Source organism: Aeromonas sp. QDB20 (assembly GCF_027707805.1).
GTDB lineage: Bacteria > Pseudomonadota > Gammaproteobacteria > Enterobacterales > Aeromonadaceae > Aeromonas > Aeromonas dhakensis.
Window position 1 is genome coordinate 19,758 of the sequence record NZ_JAPCJC010000006.1, and the last position, 18,489, is coordinate 38,246.

Here is an 18,489-nt window from a genome sequence, read left to right on the forward strand (position 1 = left end):
GCTGTATAAGAGATTTGACGGGAAAAAGCAATCTTGTGAGCAAATTTGCCCAGCAGCCCGAACCACCTTGCTTCTTTATTTATTAATGCGAAGCCGAGCCGCGGGAAGCAACCGCTTTTTTATTTTTATGCTATATCCACCCTCTTTTTATATTGGAAACGACATAACCAACCGCTCTTGTAACATAACAAACCAGTTTCGTTATCAGCTTGTTACAAAAGACAAAATCTCCTTATAATGGCTGCATCCCGCAGCATTGTGCGCGGAAGGAACCGCTACCCATATAAAAATCGAAAGGATGTACTCAATGAAGCACTTCGAGGTCAACTTCGACGGCCTGGTCGGCCCGACCCACAACTATGCCGGCTTGTCCTATGGCAACGTCGCCTCCCAGAACAATGCCAAGGAAGCGTCCAATCCGAAGGAGGCCGCCAAGCAGGGTCTGCGCAAGATGAAGGCCTTGACCGACCTCGGCATGGTGCAGGGGGTACTGGCCCCGCAGGAACGGCCGGATCTCGCCACCCTGCGTCGCCTCGGCTTCACCGGCAACGATGCAAGCGTCTTGGCCCAGGCCGCCAAACAGGCGCCCGCCGTGCTGGCCGCCTGCTATTCGGCCTCCAGCATGTGGACCGCCAACGCCGCCACCGTCTCCCCCAGTGCCGATACCCAGGATGGCCGCATCCACTTCACACCTGCCAACCTGACCAACAAGTTTCACCGCTCCCTCGAGCCCGAGGTAACCGGCCGAATCCTGCGCGCCGTGTTCAACAACGACCGCCACTTCTATCACCATCAACACCTGCCGGAGAACGACCACTTCGGTGACGAGGGGGCCGCCAACCACACCCGGCTGTGCCGCGCCTATGGCGAGTCCGGGGTCGAGCTGTTCGTCTATGGCCGCAGCGCCTTCGACGTCTCCCAGCCCGCCCCCAAACGCTACCCGGCCCGCCAGACCCTGGAAGCGAGCCAGGCCATTGCCCGCCTGCACGGCCTGGGAGACGAGAGCGCGGTCTTCATCCAGCAGAACCCGGACGTGATCGATCAGGGGGTGTTCCACAACGACGTGATCGCGGTGGGCAACCAGAACGTGCTCTTCTTCCACCAGCAGGCGTTTCTCAACACCGCCTCGGCACTGGCCGAGGTGCGCACCAAGTTCGGTGACGGCGAGCTGCACTTTATCGAGGTGCCCACTGCCGAGGTGTCGGTGCAGGATGCGGTGAAGTCCTATCTGTTCAACACCCAGATCCTGACCCTGCCGTCTGGCGAGATGGCCATCATCGCCCCCACCGAGTGCCGCGACAACCCGGCGGTGTCAGCCTATCTGGCCAAGCTGGTGACCCTGGGGACCCCGATCAAGGGGGTGCACTACATGGACGTGAAGCAGAGCATGAAGAACGGCGGCGGCCCCGCCTGTCTGCGGCTGCGGGTCGCCATGAACGACACCGAACTCGCCGCGGTCAACCCGGCCTGCCTCATCAACGACGGCCAGTTTGCCCGCCTGGACGCCTGGGTGGAGAAACACTACCGCGACAGCCTGGCACTGGACGACCTGCGCGACCCGGCGCTGGTGATGGAGTCCCGCACCGCGCTGGACGAGCTGACCCAGATCCTGAAACTGGGTTCCGTCTACCCGTTCCAGCGCTAAAGCGCTCCAACCCTATAAAAAAAGAGAGCCGGGCAAGTGCCCGGCTCTCTTTTTTCCGTCCTTGAACTGTACCTCAGCGCCAGGGGCCCTGCTGCCACAGGCGACCCAGACCGGATTCCAGCGCCACGGCAGCCTGCTGGCCGAGCTTCTGGGTCAGGCTTTTCGGCTTGCTGTAGCGAATGCCGACCACCTTGTGCTGGCTGGCCTGGGCCAGCAGATAGTCATCGCTGGTGCAGAGGCTGTCCACCAGCCCGAGCTGCTTGGCCTGGCTCGCCAGCCAGTGCTCGCCTGTGGTGACCTTGTCGATGTCGAGGCTGGGTCTGTGCTCGGCCACGAATGCCTTGAAGCGCTCGTGAATGGCGCCCAGCTCCTCACGAAACTTCTCGCGCCCCAGGTCGTCGTTCTCGCCGAACATGGTGATGGTGCGCTTGTACTGGCCGGCGGTGTGCATCTCGAACTCGATGTCGTGCTTTTTCAGCAGCTTGTTGAAGTTCGGCAGCTGGGCGATCACCCCGATGGAGCCGACGATGGCGAACGGCGCCGCCAGGATCTGATCAGCCACGCAGGCCATCATGTAGCCGCCGCTCGCCGCCACCTTGTCGATGGCCACGGTCAGCTTGATGTCACGATCCCGCAGCCGCTGCAGCTGGGAGGCTGCCAGACCGTAGCCGTGCACCACGCCGCCGCCGGATTCGAGCCGCAGCAGCACTTCGTCCCCCGGCTGGGCTACGCCTATCACGGCGCTCACCTCTTCGCGCAGGGAGGCCACCTCCCTGGCATCCATGCTGCCGTGAAAATCGATGACGAACAGCCGGCTGCGGGCATCTTCGCTCTTGGCTCGCGCCTTCTGCTCGGCCTTGCGCGCCTTCTCCAGCTGCTTGCGCTCCGCCTTGCCGGCCAATGCAGCCTGCAACTGGTGACGCCCCTGCTCCAGCTCGCTGGATAGATCGGTGACCACCAGCTCCCCCTTGCGGGATTTGGGCTGACGGCTGCTTACCACCATCAGGATGACGGCGCCGATGGCGAGCAGTAGGGTAATGGTCTTGGCCAGGAACAGGCCATATTCGGTCAAAAATGCCACTTGATGCTCCACTGGTGTGCCCCCGGGGGGACGATTTTTTCACATTCTAGGGAGTTTGCCCGGTGCGCGCAAAAACTCTGCGTCAACCCGTCAGAAATGCCAATCGACAATCACAACCCCTCTGATTTATTCACATTTTTGCCATCTCATACTGGTCAAACGCCGTGCGGGATCAGTACACTTGCCCCTCTATTGCCGGGCGCATCAGCCACGAATTGTTAACAGGAGTTGTCATGTTCGATTATCAGGCCCCCCAGGATCTGCTCAAGGACAAGGTCATTCTGGTCACGGGTGCCGGTGACGGCATCGGCCGCGAAGCGGCACTCACCTATGCGGCCCACGGCGCCACCGTGATCCTGCTCGGACGCACCAGCGCCAAGCTGGAGGCGGTCTACGACCAGATCGAGGCGGCCGGCCACCCGCTGCCCGCCATCGTGCCGGTGGATCTGAAGGGGGCGACCGCCGCCCACTATCGCGGCATGGCCGAGACCTTCGCCCAGCAGTTCGGCCGCCTCGACGGCGTGCTGTTCAACGCCGGCCTGCTCGGCACCCTGTCACCGTTCGAACACATCCAGGAGCAGGAGTGGGACGAGGTGATGCAGGTCAACGTCAAATCCGAATTCCTGCTGACCCAGGCGCTGCTGCCGCTCATCCGCCAGACCGCCAAGGAGCACGGCGATGCCTCCATCGTCTACACCTCCTCCAGCGTGGGTCGCAAGGGCCGCGCCTACTGGGGCACCTATGCCATCTCCAAGTTCGCCATCGAAGGCATGATGGAGGTGCTGGCGGACGAGCTGGAGAACACCTCGGTGCGGGTCAACACCCTCAACCCGGGCGGCACCCGCACCAAGATGCGGGCCAGCGCCTTCCCGGCCGAAGATCCGCAGACCCTCAAGACTCCGGCCGACCTGATGCCGCTCTATCTCTATCTGATGGGAGTGGACAGCAAGGGCAAAACCGGCCAGACCTTTGTGGCCCAGCCCAAATAAATCAACAAAATAACCCCAACCCTGCGCGGCATGGGGTTAAATTCAATAGGGTGCCGTCGGCACCCTGTTGCGAATATGGCAAGGCCCGTTCCATCCAGTCCCTTATCAGGTTGAGATATGTTTCGTCCCAAGAGCACGTTTGAGCAATGGCGGATCTTTCAGGCCGTGGTGGATTGTGGCGGCTACGCCCAGGCCGCCGAGGCGCTGAACAAGAGCCAGTCCTCCCTCAATCATGCGGTAGCCAAGCTGCAGCAGAGTCTGGGGGTGGCCCTGCTGGAGGTGAGAGGGCGCAAGGCGGTGCTGACGCCGGCGGGGGAGATCTTCCTCAAGCGGGCCCGTCAGCTCAGCCAGCAGGTGGAAGAGCTGGAGAACCTGGCCAACAACCTGGAGCGGCAGTGGGAGCCGCAGATCAACCTCTATGTGTCGGTGATGCAGCCGCGCGAGCGGCTCTATCGGGCGCTGGCCCACTTCTACCCCCGCAGCCGGGGCTGCCGGGTCAATCTGCACGAGCGCATCCACTGCCACTTCAACGCCCTGCAGGTGGGGGATCTGATGCTCTCCGAACACCTGCCCCATGATCGCACCGGTCTGCCGCTGGACGAGGTGTGTCTGCTGCCGCTCTGCGCGGCCGATCACCCGCTCGCCACCCAGGGCGGCGCCATCGCTGCCGAGGCGCTGGCCGGCCACAACCAGATCAGCCTTCACCCCCCCATTCACCGCTCGGTGGACTGGAACGACGCGGACGACACCGGCTGGAAGGCGACCCACTACCACGAGGTGATCGCCATGCTCAGGCTCGGCCTCGGCTATGCCTGGCTGCCGCGCCACCTGGTGCAGGAGGAGCTGGCGAGCGGCGAGCTGGTGGCGCTGGATCTGGCCGGTGGCAACGAGCGCCACCTCTATACCTATCTGCTGACCCCGTCGGCCGACGCCCTGGGCCCGGCCACCGAGCTGCTGCTGCGCTGCCTGCGCAACGAATATCAGGACGACAGCGACCGCTAGCCCGCTCCCCCGCCGCCATCAGGCAGTGAGACGGGGCTGACCCACCCCTTTGGCTTCAGACGTTCGGCACCCGCCAGCAGGCGGCCAGTGCCAGCAGTGCCAGCCCCATGGCCACCATGAAGACCCCGTGAAAGCTCCAGATCTCCGCCACAGTCCCCGCTATCGCCCCCGCCATGATGGAGCCGGTACGGATGCTGTTGGCGAACAGGGTGGTCGCCACCCCGGTGCGACCCGGCATCAGATCCTGGAAGTAGGACATGCCGATGCCGGCGACGATGCCGATGAAGATGGCGTTGAGCAGTTGCAGCGCAATGAGGGCATGCTGGCTTGACAGGGTCACCAGCCCCACGTAGAAGCCCACCCCGGCCAGCACCGCCAGCAGCATCATGGGGCGCTTGCCAAAACGCTGGGTGTAGTGGCCCGCCAGCAACATGAAGGGGATCTCGAGGGCCGCCGCCGTGCCCATCAGCACCCCGGCCAGCTTCTCCTCCAGCCCCAGCTCGCGGGTGATGTAGAGCGGCATGTTGATGAGGTACATGCTGTTGCAGGTCCACATCAGGGTGGAGGCGATAAAGAGCGCCCGCACCGACGGATCCCGCCAGCTACTGACCCGCTCCACCTCGCTGTCCATCACCGGCAGCGGCAACGAGGGCAGCCAGCGCCACACCACGAAGGCGCAGAGCAGATAGGCCAGCGCGGAGGCGAGGTACATCACCTCGAAGCCGTAGCCGATGGCCAGCGCGAAGGCGATGGGTGGTCCTATCACCCAGGCCAGCGAGAACTGGGCCCGCAGCACCGAGCTGAACATGTCGGCCCGCTTGTTGCGGCTGTCGGCGTATTCACGCGCCAGCGCGAACAGCTGGGGGCTGGCGGTAGCGGCCAGGCTCGCCAGCAGCACCCCCAGACTCACCAGCAGCCAGTATTGCCGGTTCCAGGCAAACAGCAGGGAGAGCACCACGCCGGCGAAGCAGCAGCGCAGGATCAGCCGCTTGCGATCCCCCTTGTTGTCGGAGCGGTGGCCGAGCCACTGGCTGATAAGGATGCCGATCACCGCGTTGACGGTATAGAAGAGCCCCACCAGGAAAGGGCGCACCTGCACCTCCTCGGCCAGGAACAGGCTCAGGGTGGGCACCTGCAGCGCCACCGCCACCCCGGTCATGAAGGTCACGGCCAGAAAAGAGAGAGAGACGGGATCCGTCCTGTTGCGGGCAGCAGTCAACAAGCGCATAGAATTACCACTGATTGGAGGGAAGAAAACTGGCCAAAATTCGGCAAGTGCATGAAATGGCGCCGCTTATTTTATGTCATTATCAAGAGCCACCTCAAGGCTTGCGACCCCGTCGCCGACCCCGTACAGTGAAAGCCCACTGGCCAGCATAAGGATTTCACATGTTTGATTTTGACCGGGAAATAGATCGCAGCGGCACCATGAGCCTGAAATGGGACAAGTACAAGGGACAGGACGTGCTGCCCATGTGGGTCGCCGACACCGACTTCGTCTCCCCCCCTGCCGTCGTCGAGGCCCTCACTGCGCGGGTCGCCCACGGCATCTTCGGCTACTCCCGCCCCTCTCCCCGGCTAATCGAACTCATCATCGCGCGGCTGGCCAGCCGCTATGGCTGGACCATCCAGCCCGAGTGGCTCGTCTTTCTGCCCGGGGTGGTGCCCGGTCTTAACCTGGCCTGCAAGGCCTGGAGCCAGCACGGGCGTGGCATCATCACCCCCAAGCCGGTCTACTACCCCTTCCTGCAGGCGCCGGGCTTCAACGACCGGCCGCTGCTCACCGTGCCCATGGTGGAAGAGGCCGGCCGCTGGGTGCTGGATATCGAGGAGCTGGAACGCCAGGCGCCGGCGGCGGATCTGCTGCTGCTGTGCAACCCGCAAAACCCGGGCGGCACCGTCTTCACCCGCGAGGAGCTGCTGGCCATCGACGCCATCGCCGAGCGCCACAACCTGGTGATCTGCTCCGATGAAATTCACTGCGACCTGCTGCTGGACAAGGACGCCCGTCACATCCCCTACGGCGCCATCAGCCCGGCGGCGGCCGAGCGTTCGGCGGTGATGATGGCCCCGAGCAAGACCTTCAACATCGCCGGGCTCTGCTGCGCCTTCGCGGTGGTGCCCAATGCCCGTCTGCGCCTCAAGCTGCAGCAGGCGATGCGCGGCATCAGTGCCGACGTCAACCTGCTGGGCTTCGTGGCCGCCGAGGCGGCCTATGAAGGGGGCGAACAGTGGCTCAGCGAGCAGCTCGACTACCTGGCCGCCAACCTGGCGCTGATCGAGCAGGCGGTCGCCCGCTGGCCCGGCATCAAGCTGGCGCGCCACCAGGCCACCTACCTCGCCTGGATCGACGTGAGCGCGTTGGGCTTGGACGATCCCATCGCCTTCTTCGAGCAGGCCGGGGTGGGACTCTCCCCCGGAGCCCAGTTTGGCGACGGCCAGTTCGTGCGGCTCAACTTCGGCTGCACCCGGGCTCGCCTCGTCGAGGCCTTGGCCCGCATGGAGAAGGCCATCCTGGCTCGCCGCTGAGCCCCTGCGGGGCGGCGCCAGCCGACCCCGCAATATAATCTGTCCGACCCGATCCGTATCCGCACGCAATAGGGTATATTTTGGCGACGCCCCACCCCGGCCATCCCGGGGCGCCAGGGGCCACCCAACACGGCACCGGCCGCCCTCTTGCGGGTAACGGCCCGATGCCAACCGGGATGGGGCTGACCCATCCTTTTTATCAGCCAATGATCCGGTTCACTATGTTCCAACGCGTCTTGCACCTTCTGCCCATCCGGCTGCGCCGAGCCCTGCCCTGGCTGGCAGCAACCCTGACCCTGCCCCTGCAGGCCGCCACCTATCTCACCATCGGTACGGGGCCGCTGAACGGCGTCTACTACCCGACCGGCGGCGCCATCTGCCGGCTGCTCAATGAAGAGAGCGGCAGCCACGGCCTGCACTGCTCGGTGCAGAGTACCTCAGGTTCCCTCGCCAACCTGAAGGCGCTGGCGCAGGGCAACATCCAGCTGGCGCTGGTGCAGTCGGACGTGCTGCATCACGCCGCTCACGGCACGGGCCCCTTCCAGGGCCAGCCCCCCGCCGATCAGCTGCGCAGCCTCTACCGCCTCCATCAGGAGTCGCTGACCCTGCTTGCCAGCGCCAACAGCAACATCAACACCCTGGCCGACATCGAAGGCAAGCGGGTCGATCTCGGCAACCCGGGCTCCGGGGAGCGGGTCACCAGCCAGGCTCTGCTGGACGCCATGGGCTGGCAGGCCAAGAGCTTTGCCCCCCTCATCCCAGCCGCGGCCAACAACCGGCTGGAGGGGCTCTGTGACGGTACCCTGGACGCCGCCTTCGTGGTGGCGGGCCACCCCAATCAGGCCATCGGCGATCTCACCGGCCGCTGCAAGGCGCGCCTCATCCCCATCGAGGGGGAACAGATAGACAGGCTGCTCAAGCAGCACCCCTACTATCAGCGCGGCCGCATCGGCGCCAACCTCTATCCGGGCCAGACCAGCGGGATCAACACCTTCGCCGTCACCGCCGAGCTGGTGGCACTGGCCAGCCTGCCAGAGGGCGAGGTGCGCACCGTGCGCGACGTGCTGAGCGGCCGTCTCAAGCAGTTCACCCGCCTCCACCCGGCACTGACCCAGCTCACCCTGGAGGGAATGCTGGGTGAGGCGGAAGTGCCGCGCCACACCGGCATGGCGGATGCTCCGCCCACCCTGCTGCCCGAGACCCTGAGCCCGGCTCCGGCGACCTCGGAGGCCCTGGCAACGTCAGCGGCGCAGCCCACCGAGGTGGCACACCCCGCCGGTGAGGACGCGAAGCAAGCTGCCGGCGAGACGGGCGCCCCCTCCCCGGAAGGCACGCCCGCCACCTCCTCCGGGCAGACGCCTGGTGCCCTGCTGCCGACCCCCTCGGCAGCCACAACCACCGAGCCGGGTGCGAGTAGCGTGCTCGAAGGGGCCGCCGTGGAGCAGGGCGGCACGCTGACCGGCACGGCTGCGCCAAGCCCCTCTGCCGTGGTGAGCGGGGCACAACCTGCCTCACCGGCCCCCGCCGAACCGGCATCGACAGCACCGGCACCGGCCGCACCAAGCGGCGCCTCACCGACCGCAGAGGGCACGCCTGCCCAGTAAGACCGCCAAACAACCACAACGACAGAGGCCACCCAAGGGTGGCCTCTTTTTGTTTCGATATTGGCTGGGCTCACGCCCCGGCGTCCGGCAACGGCGCCGGGCGCTGGATCTCCTGCTCCACCCAGTGCAGCAGCTGCTTGATGGCGCGCGACAGCACCTGGTTCTGGCGCACCACATACCCTAAGCTGGTGCCGGGGAAATCGGTGAGCCGGGTCACCGGGGCGGTCAGCTTGAGCCGCGGGTGAATGGAAAAGTCCGGCACTATGGCCACCCCGAAGCCCGCCTCGGCCCAGTCAAGCTGGGCGTCCACGCTGCCCACTTCCATGATGCGACAGCTGGGCAGACCGAGCAGCGGCAAAGAGGGGTCGATAAGCGCCCGGGTACGGGTGTCGTGCCCCAGCAGGATCAGGGTCGGCTCGTCGAGGGGATCGCTCTCCCCCGCCTGCGCCCGCGCCTGCCAGCGGGCGAGACCGTGGCCCAGCGCGCACCAGGTCACCTGCTGCAACTCGGTGTAGAACAGCGGCTCGCTGCGCTTTTGCGCCATCACGAAACCCAGATCCGCCTTGCCCGCCTTGACCAGCTCAGCCGCCTGATCCGAAGTGGTATTGAACAGGGTGAGGTCGATGCCGGGGAACTCCTGCTTGAAGCGCTGGAACGGCTGAATGAGCAGCAGGCGCGAGATGATGTCGCTGGCGGCGATGGCCAGCGTCCCCTGACTCAGCTGGTTGAGGGCGTTGAGATCGGACTGGCAGAGCTGCAGCTCGGCGATGGCGCGCTCGGCGCTTTGCAGCAGCCGCTCGCCGGCCTGGGTCAGCCGAAACGGGCTGCGCTCGATGAGTTTGACCCGGGTGGCCTGCTCCAGATTCTTGAGGTGCAGGCTCACATTGGGCTGGGTCATGTGCAGTTCGGTGGCGGTCTGGCCGAAGTGCTGCAGCCGAGCCAGGGTGACGAAGGTGTGCAGCCAGTGGATGTCCAGCATGGGGATCCTCTTGTGCCGCCACGGCCGCACAGGCCCCTGACGGGGATGCCGGTACGGCAGAGGGGGCAGTTTGCCGATAAATTCACCTTAATTATATGACTCTCTTATCGGAATTATAAAGATAATTAATTTTTCTAATCCTCCTGAGCCTCCTAGGATGATCGCCTAACGTCTTAGGAGAAAGAGTCATGTCGTCTATCGTAGTCGTAGGTGCCAACTGGGGTGATGAAGGCAAAGGCCGCATCGTGGATTATCTGGCAGGCCAAGCCGGCGCCAGCATTCGCTTCCAGGGCGGCAACAACGCCGGCCATACCGTCGTCAACGACCTTGGCACCTTCAAGCTGCACCAGGTTCCGAGCGGTGTGTTCAACCCGGATTGCCTGGTCGTGCTGGGCCCGGGCATGGTGATCAGCCCCGAGAAACTGACCGTCGAGCTGGACGAAGTGAAAGCCTCCGGCGTCACTCCCAAGCTGGCCATCTCTGATCGCGCCACCCTCTGCCTGCCGCTGCACGCCATGGAAGATACCCTGGAAGAGCAGCGCCTGGGCGACGGCGCCTACGGTTCCACCCGTCAGGGCATCGCCCCGGCCTACGGCGATCGCGTCATGAAGAAAGCGATCCTGGTCGGCTGGCTGAAGCAGCCGGAAGTACTGGTCGAGCGCATTCAATTCTTCCTCGACTGGAAACTGCCGCAGCTCAAGGCCCTCTACCCGACCTTCGAATTCAACCAGACCGCCCAGGAGATGGCCGACTGGCTGCTGGAAGTGTCCGCCCCCTGGATCGACTCCGTCTGCAACGTCAGCATGCCGCTCAAAGCGCTGCAGGCCGAAGGCAAGACCCTGCTGTTCGAAGCCCAGCTGGGCGCCGGCCGTGACCTGATCTACGGCGAATACCCCTGGGTGACCTCCTCCCACGTTTCCGGCGCCTATGCCGGCATCGGTGGCGGCCTGCCGGGTCTGCGTCCCGAGCGCGTCATCGCCGTCGCCAAGGCGTTCAGCACCTCCGTCGGTACCGGCACCCTGCTGACCGCCATGGAGAACCAGGACGAGTTCCGCAAGATCGCCAACGAATTCGGCGCCACCACCGGTCGTCCCCGTGACGTCGGCTACTTCGACGCCGTCGCCACCAAGAACGGTGTCGAGCTGCAGGCTGCCAACGAAGTGGCGCTGACCAAGCTGGACTGCCTGACCGGCCTGCCGGATCTGAAGATCTGCGTCGCCTACGAAGGTGCCCACACCGAGAACCCGATCTGGCCGCAAACTGCCGGTCTGAAGCCGGTTTACGAAGTGATGGAAAGCTGGAGCGAAGACATCACCGGCTGCCGCACCTTCGCCGAGCTGCCCAAAGCGGCTCAGCAGTACGTACTGCGCATCGAAGAGCTGCTGGGCGTACCGGTTCCGATGGTCTCCGTCGGCCCAGGCCGTGACGAGATGATCCTGCGCTAAGTCGCGCGACCAGCTGTCAGCACAGTAAAAAACCGGCATCCATGATGCCGGTTTTTTTATGCCCGAGGGCACCACCGCGCTTTCGCAGCGCTCACCAGCAATCAACACAACAACTCATATCATGGCGGCAAGACGACCGCTTTGAGCGGTTTGGTCACTCACCTTCTCCCCCTCTTCGCTAGACTGATCCCATCATCCACCGAGGAGCCTCACCATGAAGATTGCCAAGCGTACCACCCTGCTCTCCCTGCTGTGCGTGGCAGCCCTGCCCGCCAGTGCCATGACCCTGAAGAGCAGCGACATCCACGAAGGCCAGCTGATGGACAAGGCCTTCAGCTTCAACGGCTTTGGCTGCAGCGGCGACAACCGCTCGCCCCAGCTGAGCTGGCAGGACCTGCCGGCCGGCACCAAGAGCGTCGCCATCACCGCCTATGATCCAGATGCCCCCACCGGCAGCGGCTGGTGGCACTGGCTGGTGGTGAACCAGCCGGCCAGTCAGAGCGAGCTGCCGAGCAACGCCTCGGGCAAGCTCAAGCAGGGGCTGGAGCTGAAAACAGACTTCGGCAACCAGGGTTACGGCGGCCCCTGCCCGCCCGCCGGCCACGGCATGCACCGCTACCAGTTTACCGCCTGGGCCCTGCCCCAGGCCCTGGAGGTGAAGGCAGACACCCCGCCCGCCATGGTAGGCTACATGCTCAACAGCATGGCTCTTGGCAAGGCCACCCTGACCGCCACCTTCGTCACCCCCTAGGAGCCAGCCGGATGAGCACGCCGCTGCTGCAACTGCACCACTATCTCGGGATCCGCCAGCAGCCGCTGCACCGGGTGCTCATCTACGCCCCCACCATCATCTGGGTGGAGCAGGGTCACAAGCAGTTGTGGTGGCAGGAGAAGCGCCTGGCGTTCGACCAGGCGAGCTGGCTGCTGATCCCGGCCGGTCACCAGCTCACCTTCGTCAACCAGCCGGAGCAGGGCAAGTTTCGCTCCCGCGCGCTGACCCTGTTGACCCCGCCCCCCGTCGAATGGCTCAGCACCGCCCAGACCGGCCCGCTCAGGGAGCCGCGCCTCGCGGTCAGTCCGGCGCTGGCCTTCTGTTTCGAGCTGGTCTGCTCCATGGCGGATCGGCGGCTCAATGAGGCCACCCAGGTCCAGCTGCTGCAGGGCTTTTATGCCGAGCTGCAGGCCGCCGGCGGACTCGACCTGCTGTTTCCCGCCCACACTATGACCCTAGGGGAGCGGCTGGCCCGCTACCTCGGGGTGGAGCCGGGCGCCGACCACACCCTGGAGGGGGTGGCACCGCACTTCGCCATGAGCCGCGCCTCCATGGCGCGCAAGCTGGCCGCCGAGGGGCGCAGCTTTCGCCAGCTGCTGACCCAGGTGCGCATGAGCCACGCCCTCACCCTGTTGCAGCAGGGGCTGGCACCGCTGGAGACGGCCCTCGCCTGTGGCTACGACTCCCCCAGCCGCTTCGCCGCCCGCTTCAAGCAGGAGTTCGGCCTGACCCCCTATCAATACCTGCGCACCTGCCCCTCCTCCCTCTCGCTGGCTGCAACCAGACAAGTAAATAGTTACTAAAACATCAAGCTATGTAACCTCGTGTAACCGGGTGATCCGGCTCACACCCGCCCCTCCTGCACTGTGACGCAGCGCCAATAATCCCCTCAAAATCGCCCTATAATGGCTCTCGCAAACGCTTTCACTAAAACAAGCACTAAAAATTACCTTCCTTAACCTACAAAAACTGTCATTGGAGCGAGAGATGTTTCGTAAAAGTTTACTATCCGTCACCCTGAGCGTCGCCCTGTTCGGCCTCACTGCCTGCAACGGCAATGACTCCAGCAGCCCGGCCGCCCCCAGCGCCACCCTGGCGAACCAGTATCAGAACGTGATCGACCGCAGCGGCACCCCGCGCCAGTTCCGTGACTTTGACAGCTACTCCAACCTCAAATACAACCCGCTGCTCGATCTCGGTGCCTGGCACGGCTTCCTGCTGCCCGCCAGCGACAGCGAATGGGGCGGCTTTACCGGCCCCATGGTCATCGCCGAGGAGTACAGCCTGTTCTTCGCCAGCGAGCTGGACAAGCTGACCCTGAGCGACGAGAGCGGCCGCGCCTTCCCGCTCACCAGCGCCAGCAAACAGGCGCTGTACGCCATCCCGGGGGCGCTGGTGCAACGCTTCGAATTCGACCCCTTCACTCTGGAGCTGGAGCTGCGCTACGGCGATGCCCGCACTGCGCTGGTTCGCACCCGCCTCATCAACCACACTGACGCCCCCCTCACCCTCAAGCTCAACTGGCAGGGGGAACTGCTCAACCAATGGGATGCCAGCAAGACGGTCGCCGAGCAGTACCCCGCCTGGACCCGCACCATCAGTCAGACCGAGCGCGGCGTGGCATTCCAGTTCGGCAAACTGCGCAGCACCTGGAACATCATGCAGAGCGGCAGCGCCAGCTACCGCATCGATCGCACCCTGCCCAGTCGCACCACCCTCGACGAACAGGGGCTCGGCTACGTGAGCGAGGCCAGCCTCACCCTGGCCGCCAAGGGCCAGCAGGATATCTACACCCTGCAGAGCTATGTCCACAGCAGTGCTGAAGCGACTCGCTTCGAGCAGAGCCGCCAGGCGCTGCTGGCCGACCCCGCCAGCCATTTCGACGACTCCATCCGCCGCTGGGAGGATTACCTGGCGCGCGGCCTCTCCAATCAGGGGATCCCGGAGTCGGAGCGGCGTATCGCGGTCAAGGCGATGGAGACCCTCAACGGCAACTGGCGCTCGCCGGCCGGTGCCATCCTGCACGACGGGGTGACCCCCTCCAACACCGCCCGCTGGTTCGACGGGGTCTGGGCCTGGGACAGCTGGAAGCATGCCTACGCCATGGCCCACTTCAACCCGGAAGTGGCCAAAAACAACGTACGCGCCATGTATGACTACCAGATCCAGGCCGATGACCCGGTCCGGCCGCAGGATGCCGGCATGGTGATCGACGCCGTCTTCTACAACAAGCTCGCCGATCGCGGTGGCGACGGCGGCAACTGGAACGAGCGCGACACCAAGCCGCCCCTCTCCGCCTGGGCCATCTGGGAGATCTACAGCGCCACCCAGGACAAGGCCTTCATCGCCGAGATGTATCCGAAGATCCAGGCCTATCACGACTGGTGGTACCGGGCGCGGGACAACAACCGCAACGGCATCATCGAATATGGCGCCACTCGCCACGTCGAGCACAACGACGAGCTCGGCAACATCACCTTCAAGGTGCAGTACCCGACGGGGGTACCGGCCGGGCTGGATCTGTCGAGCTGTACCAATGAGGGTGATGGCTGGTATGGCTGCGCCGGCATGGCGCTCTATCAGCAGGTATTGAGCGTTGGCGGCTACGCCGACATGGATATCGGCGCCCAGCACGGCGCTGGCTGGGAGTCCGGCATGGACAACGCCGCCCGCTTCGGCTTTATCGAGCAGGATCAGCTCAAGCGCTATGCCGACAAGACCTATGGCGGCGACCTGGCCAGGGCGCGCCAGGACTGGAACGTCTTCTTCTTCGAGAACCATCAGGACGACGGCAGTCTCATCGGCTTCTCCATCGATCAGGAATCGGTGGAGCTCAACGCCTTCCTCGCCAAGGAGAAGCGCATCCTGGCGGACATGGCCGAGCTGCTCGGCAAGCCGGACGAGGCGAGCCGCTACCGCGAAGGGGCCAGCCAGCTGGCCGGCTATATCAACAGCTGCCTGTTCGATGAGGCCTCCGGCTTCTATTACGACCGCCAGATAGCCCAGGGGGATCTGCCCGACGCCAACGGCTGCGTCGGCAAGCTGTTGACCGCCCGCGGCCGTGGCCCGGAAGGGTGGAGCCCGCTATGGGCCGAGGTGGCGGACAAAGAGAAAGCGGCGCGGGTGCGCGAGGTGATGCTCAATGCCCAGGAGTTCAACACCAGGGTGCCGCTCGGCACGGCGGCGCTGACCAACCCGGCCTACGACCCCGACATCTACTGGCGCGGCCGGGTCTGGCTGGATCAGTTCTACTTCGGGGTGAAGGGGCTGGAGAACTACGGCTATCGCAGCGATGCCCAACAGCTCGTCAACAAGCTGTTTGCCAACGCCGAGGGGCTGGCGGGCAGCGGCCCCATCCGCGAGAACTACAACCCGGAGACCGGCGCCATGCAGGGGGCCAGCAACTTCAGCTGGAGCTCGGCCCACCTCTACATGCTCTATCGCAACTTCCTGAAAACAGAGGGCTGATCCCTATCAGCAGAAATGAGCCAACAAAAAGGCCTCCGCAAGGGAGGCCTTTCTTATGGCGGCGCCAGGGGCTAGCGACTTACTTGACGGTCACCCGGGCAAACTTGCGCTTGCCGACCTGGTAGACGGCGGTGCCGGCACCGATGAGTGCCTTGCCATCCTCCAGCTTCTCGCCGTCAACCTTCACCGCGCCCTGCTTGATCATGCGCAGCGCTTCGGAGGTGGTGGCCACCAGATCGGCGTCTTTGAGCAGGTTGGCGATGGCCAGACCTTCGCCTTCCAGTGCCAGCTCGACTTCCGGCATTTCGTCCGGAATGGCGTTCTTGGAGAAGCGCTGGGTGAAGTCTTCGTGGGCCGCTTCGGCCGCCGCTTCGTCGTGATAACGGGCAATGATCTCTTTGGCCAGCCAGATCTTCACGTCGCGCGGGTTGAGGGTGCCGGCGGCGATGCCCGCCTTGAACTCTTCGATTTCAGCCAGCGGACGGAAGGAGAGCAGTTCGTAGTAGTTCCACATCAGATCGTCGGTGATGGACATGATCTTGCCGAACATCTCGCCCGGGGCGTCGTGTACGCCGATGTAGTTGGCAGCGGACTTGGACATCTTCTTGACGCCGTCCAGGCCCACCAAGAGCGGCATCATCAGCACACATTGGGTCGCCATGCCGGCATCTTTTTGCAGCTCGCGGCCCATCAGCAGGTTGAACTTCTGATCGGTACCGCCGAGCTCGACGTCCGCCTTCAGCGCGACCGAGTCATAGCCTTGCAGCAGCGGATAGAGGAATTCGTGAATGGCGATGGACTGGCCGTTGCTGTAGCGCTTCTTGAAGTCGTCGCGCTCCATCATGCGGGCCACGGTCTGCTTGGCCGCCAGCTTGATCATGCCGGTCGCGCCCAGCTCGCTCAGCCAGCTGGAGTTGTACTCGATGCGAGTCTTGGCCGGGTCGAGGATCTTGAACGCCTGCTCGGCATAGGTGAGGGCGTTGTGCTTGATGGCCTCTTCGGAGAGCGGCGGACGGGTGGCGTTCTTGCCGGAGGGGTCACCCACCATGGCGGTGAAGTCACCGATCAGCAGGATCACTTCATGGCCCAGATCCTGGAAGGTCTTCAGCTTGTTGAGGATCACGGTATGACCCAGATGAATGTCGGGAGCCGTCGGGTCCATCCCCAACTTGATGCGCAGCGGGCGCCCTTCCTTCAACTTGGCGACCAGTTCTTCTTCCACCAGAATTTCTTCCGCTCCGCGCTTGATCTCGGCTAGCGCCACCTCGAGCTGGGACATTTTTTGACTCTCCAATCACGATTCCACAGGGCCAGACATATTACTGGAATGGCGGGCCAATTGGAAAGGCGGTAAACTCCGACATTCTTCCCGGCTCAACTTCGTCTGCTTCTCATGGTCATTTGGCACGCCTTCAACTCTCTCCCCCACTGGCACCGCAAGATGGTGCTGATCCTGAGCATCATGGTGATGATGCTGGCGGCCTGGCCCAGCGAACAGGCGGTCGCCACCCGGGTCGATGACAACGGCAACGAGCTGGCCATCGAGCAGCAGGTCGACGAGGAGGCGCTGCTGGCCGAAGCCAAGCCCGTCACCCCGCCCAAACCGAGCTACATCACCAAGCTGGTGAAGGTGCGCAGCGGCGACAACATGGGGGTCATCTTCCAGCGCCTTGGCCTCAGCACCACGGATCTGCACCTCATCGATCAGCTGAACGGCACCGACACCCTGCGCCTGCTCAAGCCAGGCCAGGAGCTCACCTTCAAGCTCACCAAGGGTGGCGAGCTGCACAGCCTCTACTATCCCCACAGCCTGGAGCAGGCGCTCAAGGTGATCCGCAAGGATGAAGGGTTTGTCGCCCGGGCGGTCAAGCTCGAGCTCGACACCCGCGAACAGGTGGCCAAGGGGGAGATCCGCTCCAGCTTCTGGGGCGCCGCCGTCGACGCCGGCATGACCGAGGATCAGATCATGGACTTGGCCGCCATCTTCGGCTGGGACATCGACTTCGCCCAGGACCTGCAACCGGGGGACAGCTTCCGGGTGGTCTACGAGGAGAAATTCCAGGATGACGAGCGGGTTGCTTCCGGCGACATCCTGGCCGCCGAGTTCGTCAACCAGGGCGCCGTGTATCGCGCCGTGCTGAACGAGGATGGCAACTACTACACCCCGGATGGCAAGGCGATGCGCAAGAGCTTCCTGCGTGCGCCGGTCAACTTCAAATACATCAGCTCCAACTTCAATCCGCGCCGTCTGCACCCGGTCACCGGCAAGGTACGCCCCCACAACGGCATCGACTACGTGGCACCGGTGGGCACCCCCATCATGGCGGCCGGTGGCGGCAGCGTGGTGGCCGCCGGCTACAACCAGTTCAACGGCAACTACGTCTTCATCAAGCACGCCGGCAACTACGTGACCAAGTACCTGCACCTCTCCAAGCGCACCGTCAACAAGGGGCAGCGAGTCAAGCAGGGGCAGACCATCGGCCTGCTCGGTGGCACCGGCCGGGTCACCGGGCCACACCTGCACTATGAATTCGTGGTGGGCGGCGTGCACAAGAACCCGCGCACCCTCACCCTGCCCCAGGCGGAGTCTCTCAGCGGGCGGGCGCTGGCCAGCTTCAAGGCACAGGCCATGCCCCAGCTGGCCAAGCTGGACAGCCCCGAGCTGCAGCTGGCCCAGAACAAGCGGGCCAACGGCGGCAATTGACCTACAAGGAACAGTCATGAGCGAGCGTTATATCGGCTTGATGTCCGGTACCAGAATTCGGCATGGGATCGAGGCCGCTTCCTCTTTCACGTACTTTTTCCCGCTCTGCAAGTAAGGAAGCCCCATGACTGAACGCTATATAGGCTTGATGTCCGGTACCAGAATTCGGCATGGGATCGAGGCCGCTTCCTCTCTCACGTACTTTTTCCCGACCTGCAAGTAAGGAAGCCTGATGACTGAACGCTATATAGGCTTGATGTCCGGTACCAGA

The 18,489-nt window shown here is 64.1% G+C and carries 14 protein-coding genes; 10 read left to right on the forward strand and 4 right to left on the reverse strand.

What is annotated here, in order from left to right; translation table 11 throughout:
• The first annotated feature begins 307 nt into the window (after window positions 1-307).
• Window positions 308-1,645 carry an N-succinylarginine dihydrolase gene (gene astB / locus PG897_RS09235; protein WP_005303281.1) on the forward strand — a complete coding sequence of 446 codons (1,338 nt, stop codon included), beginning with the start codon at window positions 308-310 and terminating at the stop codon, window positions 1,643-1,645.
• A 73-nt stretch (window positions 1,646-1,718) separates the two neighbouring features.
• Here astB and sohB read toward each other — a convergent pair whose 3' ends face one another.
• Window positions 1,719-2,726 carry a protease SohB gene (gene sohB, locus PG897_RS09240; RefSeq protein ID WP_043171803.1) on the reverse strand — a complete coding sequence of 336 codons (1,008 nt, stop codon included), beginning with the start codon at window positions 2,724-2,726 and terminating at the stop codon, window positions 1,719-1,721.
• A 233-nt stretch (window positions 2,727-2,959) separates the two neighbouring features.
• On the opposite strand from sohB, the gene PG897_RS09245 reads away from it, so the two are divergent.
• Together PG897_RS09245 and PG897_RS09250 are read left to right on the forward strand one after the other, a co-directional pair.
• Window positions 2,960-3,715, forward strand: coding sequence for a YciK family oxidoreductase (locus PG897_RS09245; RefSeq protein WP_010633256.1), 756 nt, complete (start codon window positions 2,960-2,962; stop codon window positions 3,713-3,715).
• Between the two features lie 117 nt (window positions 3,716-3,832).
• A complete protein-coding gene (locus PG897_RS09250; protein WP_017765055.1) occupies window positions 3,833-4,717 on the forward strand; it encodes a LysR family transcriptional regulator in 885 nt (294 codons plus the stop codon).
• Between the two features lie 55 nt (window positions 4,718-4,772).
• On the opposite strand, the gene PG897_RS09255 is transcribed toward PG897_RS09250, so the two are convergent.
• Window positions 4,773-5,945: an MFS transporter gene (locus PG897_RS09255; RefSeq protein ID WP_201882650.1), complete on the reverse strand. Its 1,173-nt coding sequence runs from the start codon at window positions 5,943-5,945 to the stop codon at window positions 4,773-4,775.
• Window positions 5,946-6,106: 161 nt separating this feature from the next.
• Between PG897_RS09255 and PG897_RS09260 the strand changes: the two genes are divergently transcribed.
• Together PG897_RS09260 and PG897_RS09265 are read left to right on the forward strand one after the other, a co-directional pair.
• The gene (locus PG897_RS09260) at window positions 6,107-7,246 is read left to right on the forward strand and encodes a MalY/PatB family protein (protein ID WP_201882660.1); all 1,140 of its coding nucleotides are present in this window, start codon (window positions 6,107-6,109) and stop codon (window positions 7,244-7,246) included.
• Window positions 7,247-7,467: 221 nt separating this feature from the next.
• The gene (locus PG897_RS09265) at window positions 7,468-8,850 is read left to right on the forward strand and encodes a TAXI family TRAP transporter solute-binding subunit (protein WP_201882662.1); all 1,383 of its coding nucleotides are present in this window, start codon (window positions 7,468-7,470) and stop codon (window positions 8,848-8,850) included.
• A 70-nt stretch (window positions 8,851-8,920) separates the two neighbouring features.
• Here the strand turns inward: PG897_RS09265 and PG897_RS09270 are convergent, their stop codons facing one another.
• The gene (locus PG897_RS09270) at window positions 8,921-9,829 is read right to left on the reverse strand and encodes a LysR family transcriptional regulator (RefSeq protein WP_042049298.1); all 909 of its coding nucleotides are present in this window, start codon (window positions 9,827-9,829) and stop codon (window positions 8,921-8,923) included.
• A gap of 188 nt (window positions 9,830-10,017) precedes the next feature.
• On the opposite strand from PG897_RS09270, the gene PG897_RS09275 reads away from it, so the two are divergent.
• The 4 genes from PG897_RS09275 (at window position 10,018) to ygjK (ending at window position 15,514) form a co-directional block, all read left to right on the forward strand.
• Window positions 10,018-11,274, forward strand: a complete 1,257-nt coding sequence (locus tag PG897_RS09275) for an adenylosuccinate synthetase (protein WP_005303296.1) — start codon at window positions 10,018-10,020, stop codon at window positions 11,272-11,274.
• 214 nt (window positions 11,275-11,488) lie between these two features.
• Entirely contained in the window at window positions 11,489-12,025 is a 537-nt protein-coding gene (locus PG897_RS09280) for a YbhB/YbcL family Raf kinase inhibitor-like protein (RefSeq protein ID WP_201885168.1), read from the forward strand.
• An 11-nt stretch (window positions 12,026-12,036) separates the two neighbouring features.
• The gene (locus tag PG897_RS09285) at window positions 12,037-12,849 is read left to right on the forward strand and encodes a helix-turn-helix transcriptional regulator (protein ID WP_201877636.1); all 813 of its coding nucleotides are present in this window, start codon (window positions 12,037-12,039) and stop codon (window positions 12,847-12,849) included.
• A gap of 184 nt (window positions 12,850-13,033) precedes the next feature.
• On the forward strand, window positions 13,034-15,514 hold the full coding sequence (gene ygjK, locus PG897_RS09290) for an alpha-glucosidase (RefSeq protein ID WP_201885167.1): 2,481 nt from the start codon (window positions 13,034-13,036) through the stop codon (window positions 15,512-15,514).
• Window positions 15,515-15,593: 79 nt separating this feature from the next.
• Here the strand turns inward: ygjK and tyrS are convergent, their stop codons facing one another.
• Window positions 15,594-16,793 (reverse strand): tyrosine--tRNA ligase, encoded by a 1,200-nt coding sequence (gene tyrS / locus PG897_RS09295; protein ID WP_065016864.1) that lies wholly within the window; start codon window positions 16,791-16,793, stop codon window positions 15,594-15,596.
• A gap of 114 nt (window positions 16,794-16,907) precedes the next feature.
• Between tyrS and PG897_RS09300 the strand changes: the two genes are divergently transcribed.
• Window positions 16,908-18,218 carry a peptidoglycan DD-metalloendopeptidase family protein gene (locus PG897_RS09300; protein ID WP_201882665.1) on the forward strand — a complete coding sequence of 437 codons (1,311 nt, stop codon included), beginning with the start codon at window positions 16,908-16,910 and terminating at the stop codon, window positions 18,216-18,218.
• The last annotated feature ends 271 nt before the right edge of the window (window positions 18,219-18,489 follow it).

Coding starts and splice junctions, on each gene's coding strand:
- astB (WP_005303281.1), top strand. CDS start 308: ATGAAGCACTTCGAGGTCAACTTCGACGGCCTGGTCGGCCCGACCCAC.
- PG897_RS09245 (WP_010633256.1), top strand. CDS start 2,960: ATGTTCGATTATCAGGCCCCCCAGGATCTGCTCAAGGACAAGGTCATT.
- PG897_RS09250 (WP_017765055.1), top strand. CDS start 3,833: ATGTTTCGTCCCAAGAGCACGTTTGAGCAATGGCGGATCTTTCAGGCC.
- PG897_RS09255 (WP_201882650.1), bottom strand. CDS start 5,945: ATGCGCTTGTTGACTGCTGCCCGCAACAGGACGGATCCCGTCTCTCTC.
- PG897_RS09260 (WP_201882660.1), top strand. CDS start 6,107: ATGTTTGATTTTGACCGGGAAATAGATCGCAGCGGCACCATGAGCCTG.
- PG897_RS09265 (WP_201882662.1), top strand. CDS start 7,468: ATGTTCCAACGCGTCTTGCACCTTCTGCCCATCCGGCTGCGCCGAGCC.
- PG897_RS09270 (WP_042049298.1), bottom strand. CDS start 9,829: ATGCTGGACATCCACTGGCTGCACACCTTCGTCACCCTGGCTCGGCTG.
- PG897_RS09275 (WP_005303296.1), top strand. CDS start 10,018: ATGTCGTCTATCGTAGTCGTAGGTGCCAACTGGGGTGATGAAGGCAAA.
- PG897_RS09280 (WP_201885168.1), top strand. CDS start 11,489: ATGAAGATTGCCAAGCGTACCACCCTGCTCTCCCTGCTGTGCGTGGCA.
- PG897_RS09285 (WP_201877636.1), top strand. CDS start 12,037: ATGAGCACGCCGCTGCTGCAACTGCACCACTATCTCGGGATCCGCCAG.
- ygjK (WP_201885167.1), top strand. CDS start 13,034: ATGTTTCGTAAAAGTTTACTATCCGTCACCCTGAGCGTCGCCCTGTTC.
- tyrS (WP_065016864.1), bottom strand. CDS start 16,793: ATGTCCCAGCTCGAGGTGGCGCTAGCCGAGATCAAGCGCGGAGCGGAA.
- PG897_RS09300 (WP_201882665.1), top strand. CDS start 16,908: ATGGTCATTTGGCACGCCTTCAACTCTCTCCCCCACTGGCACCGCAAG.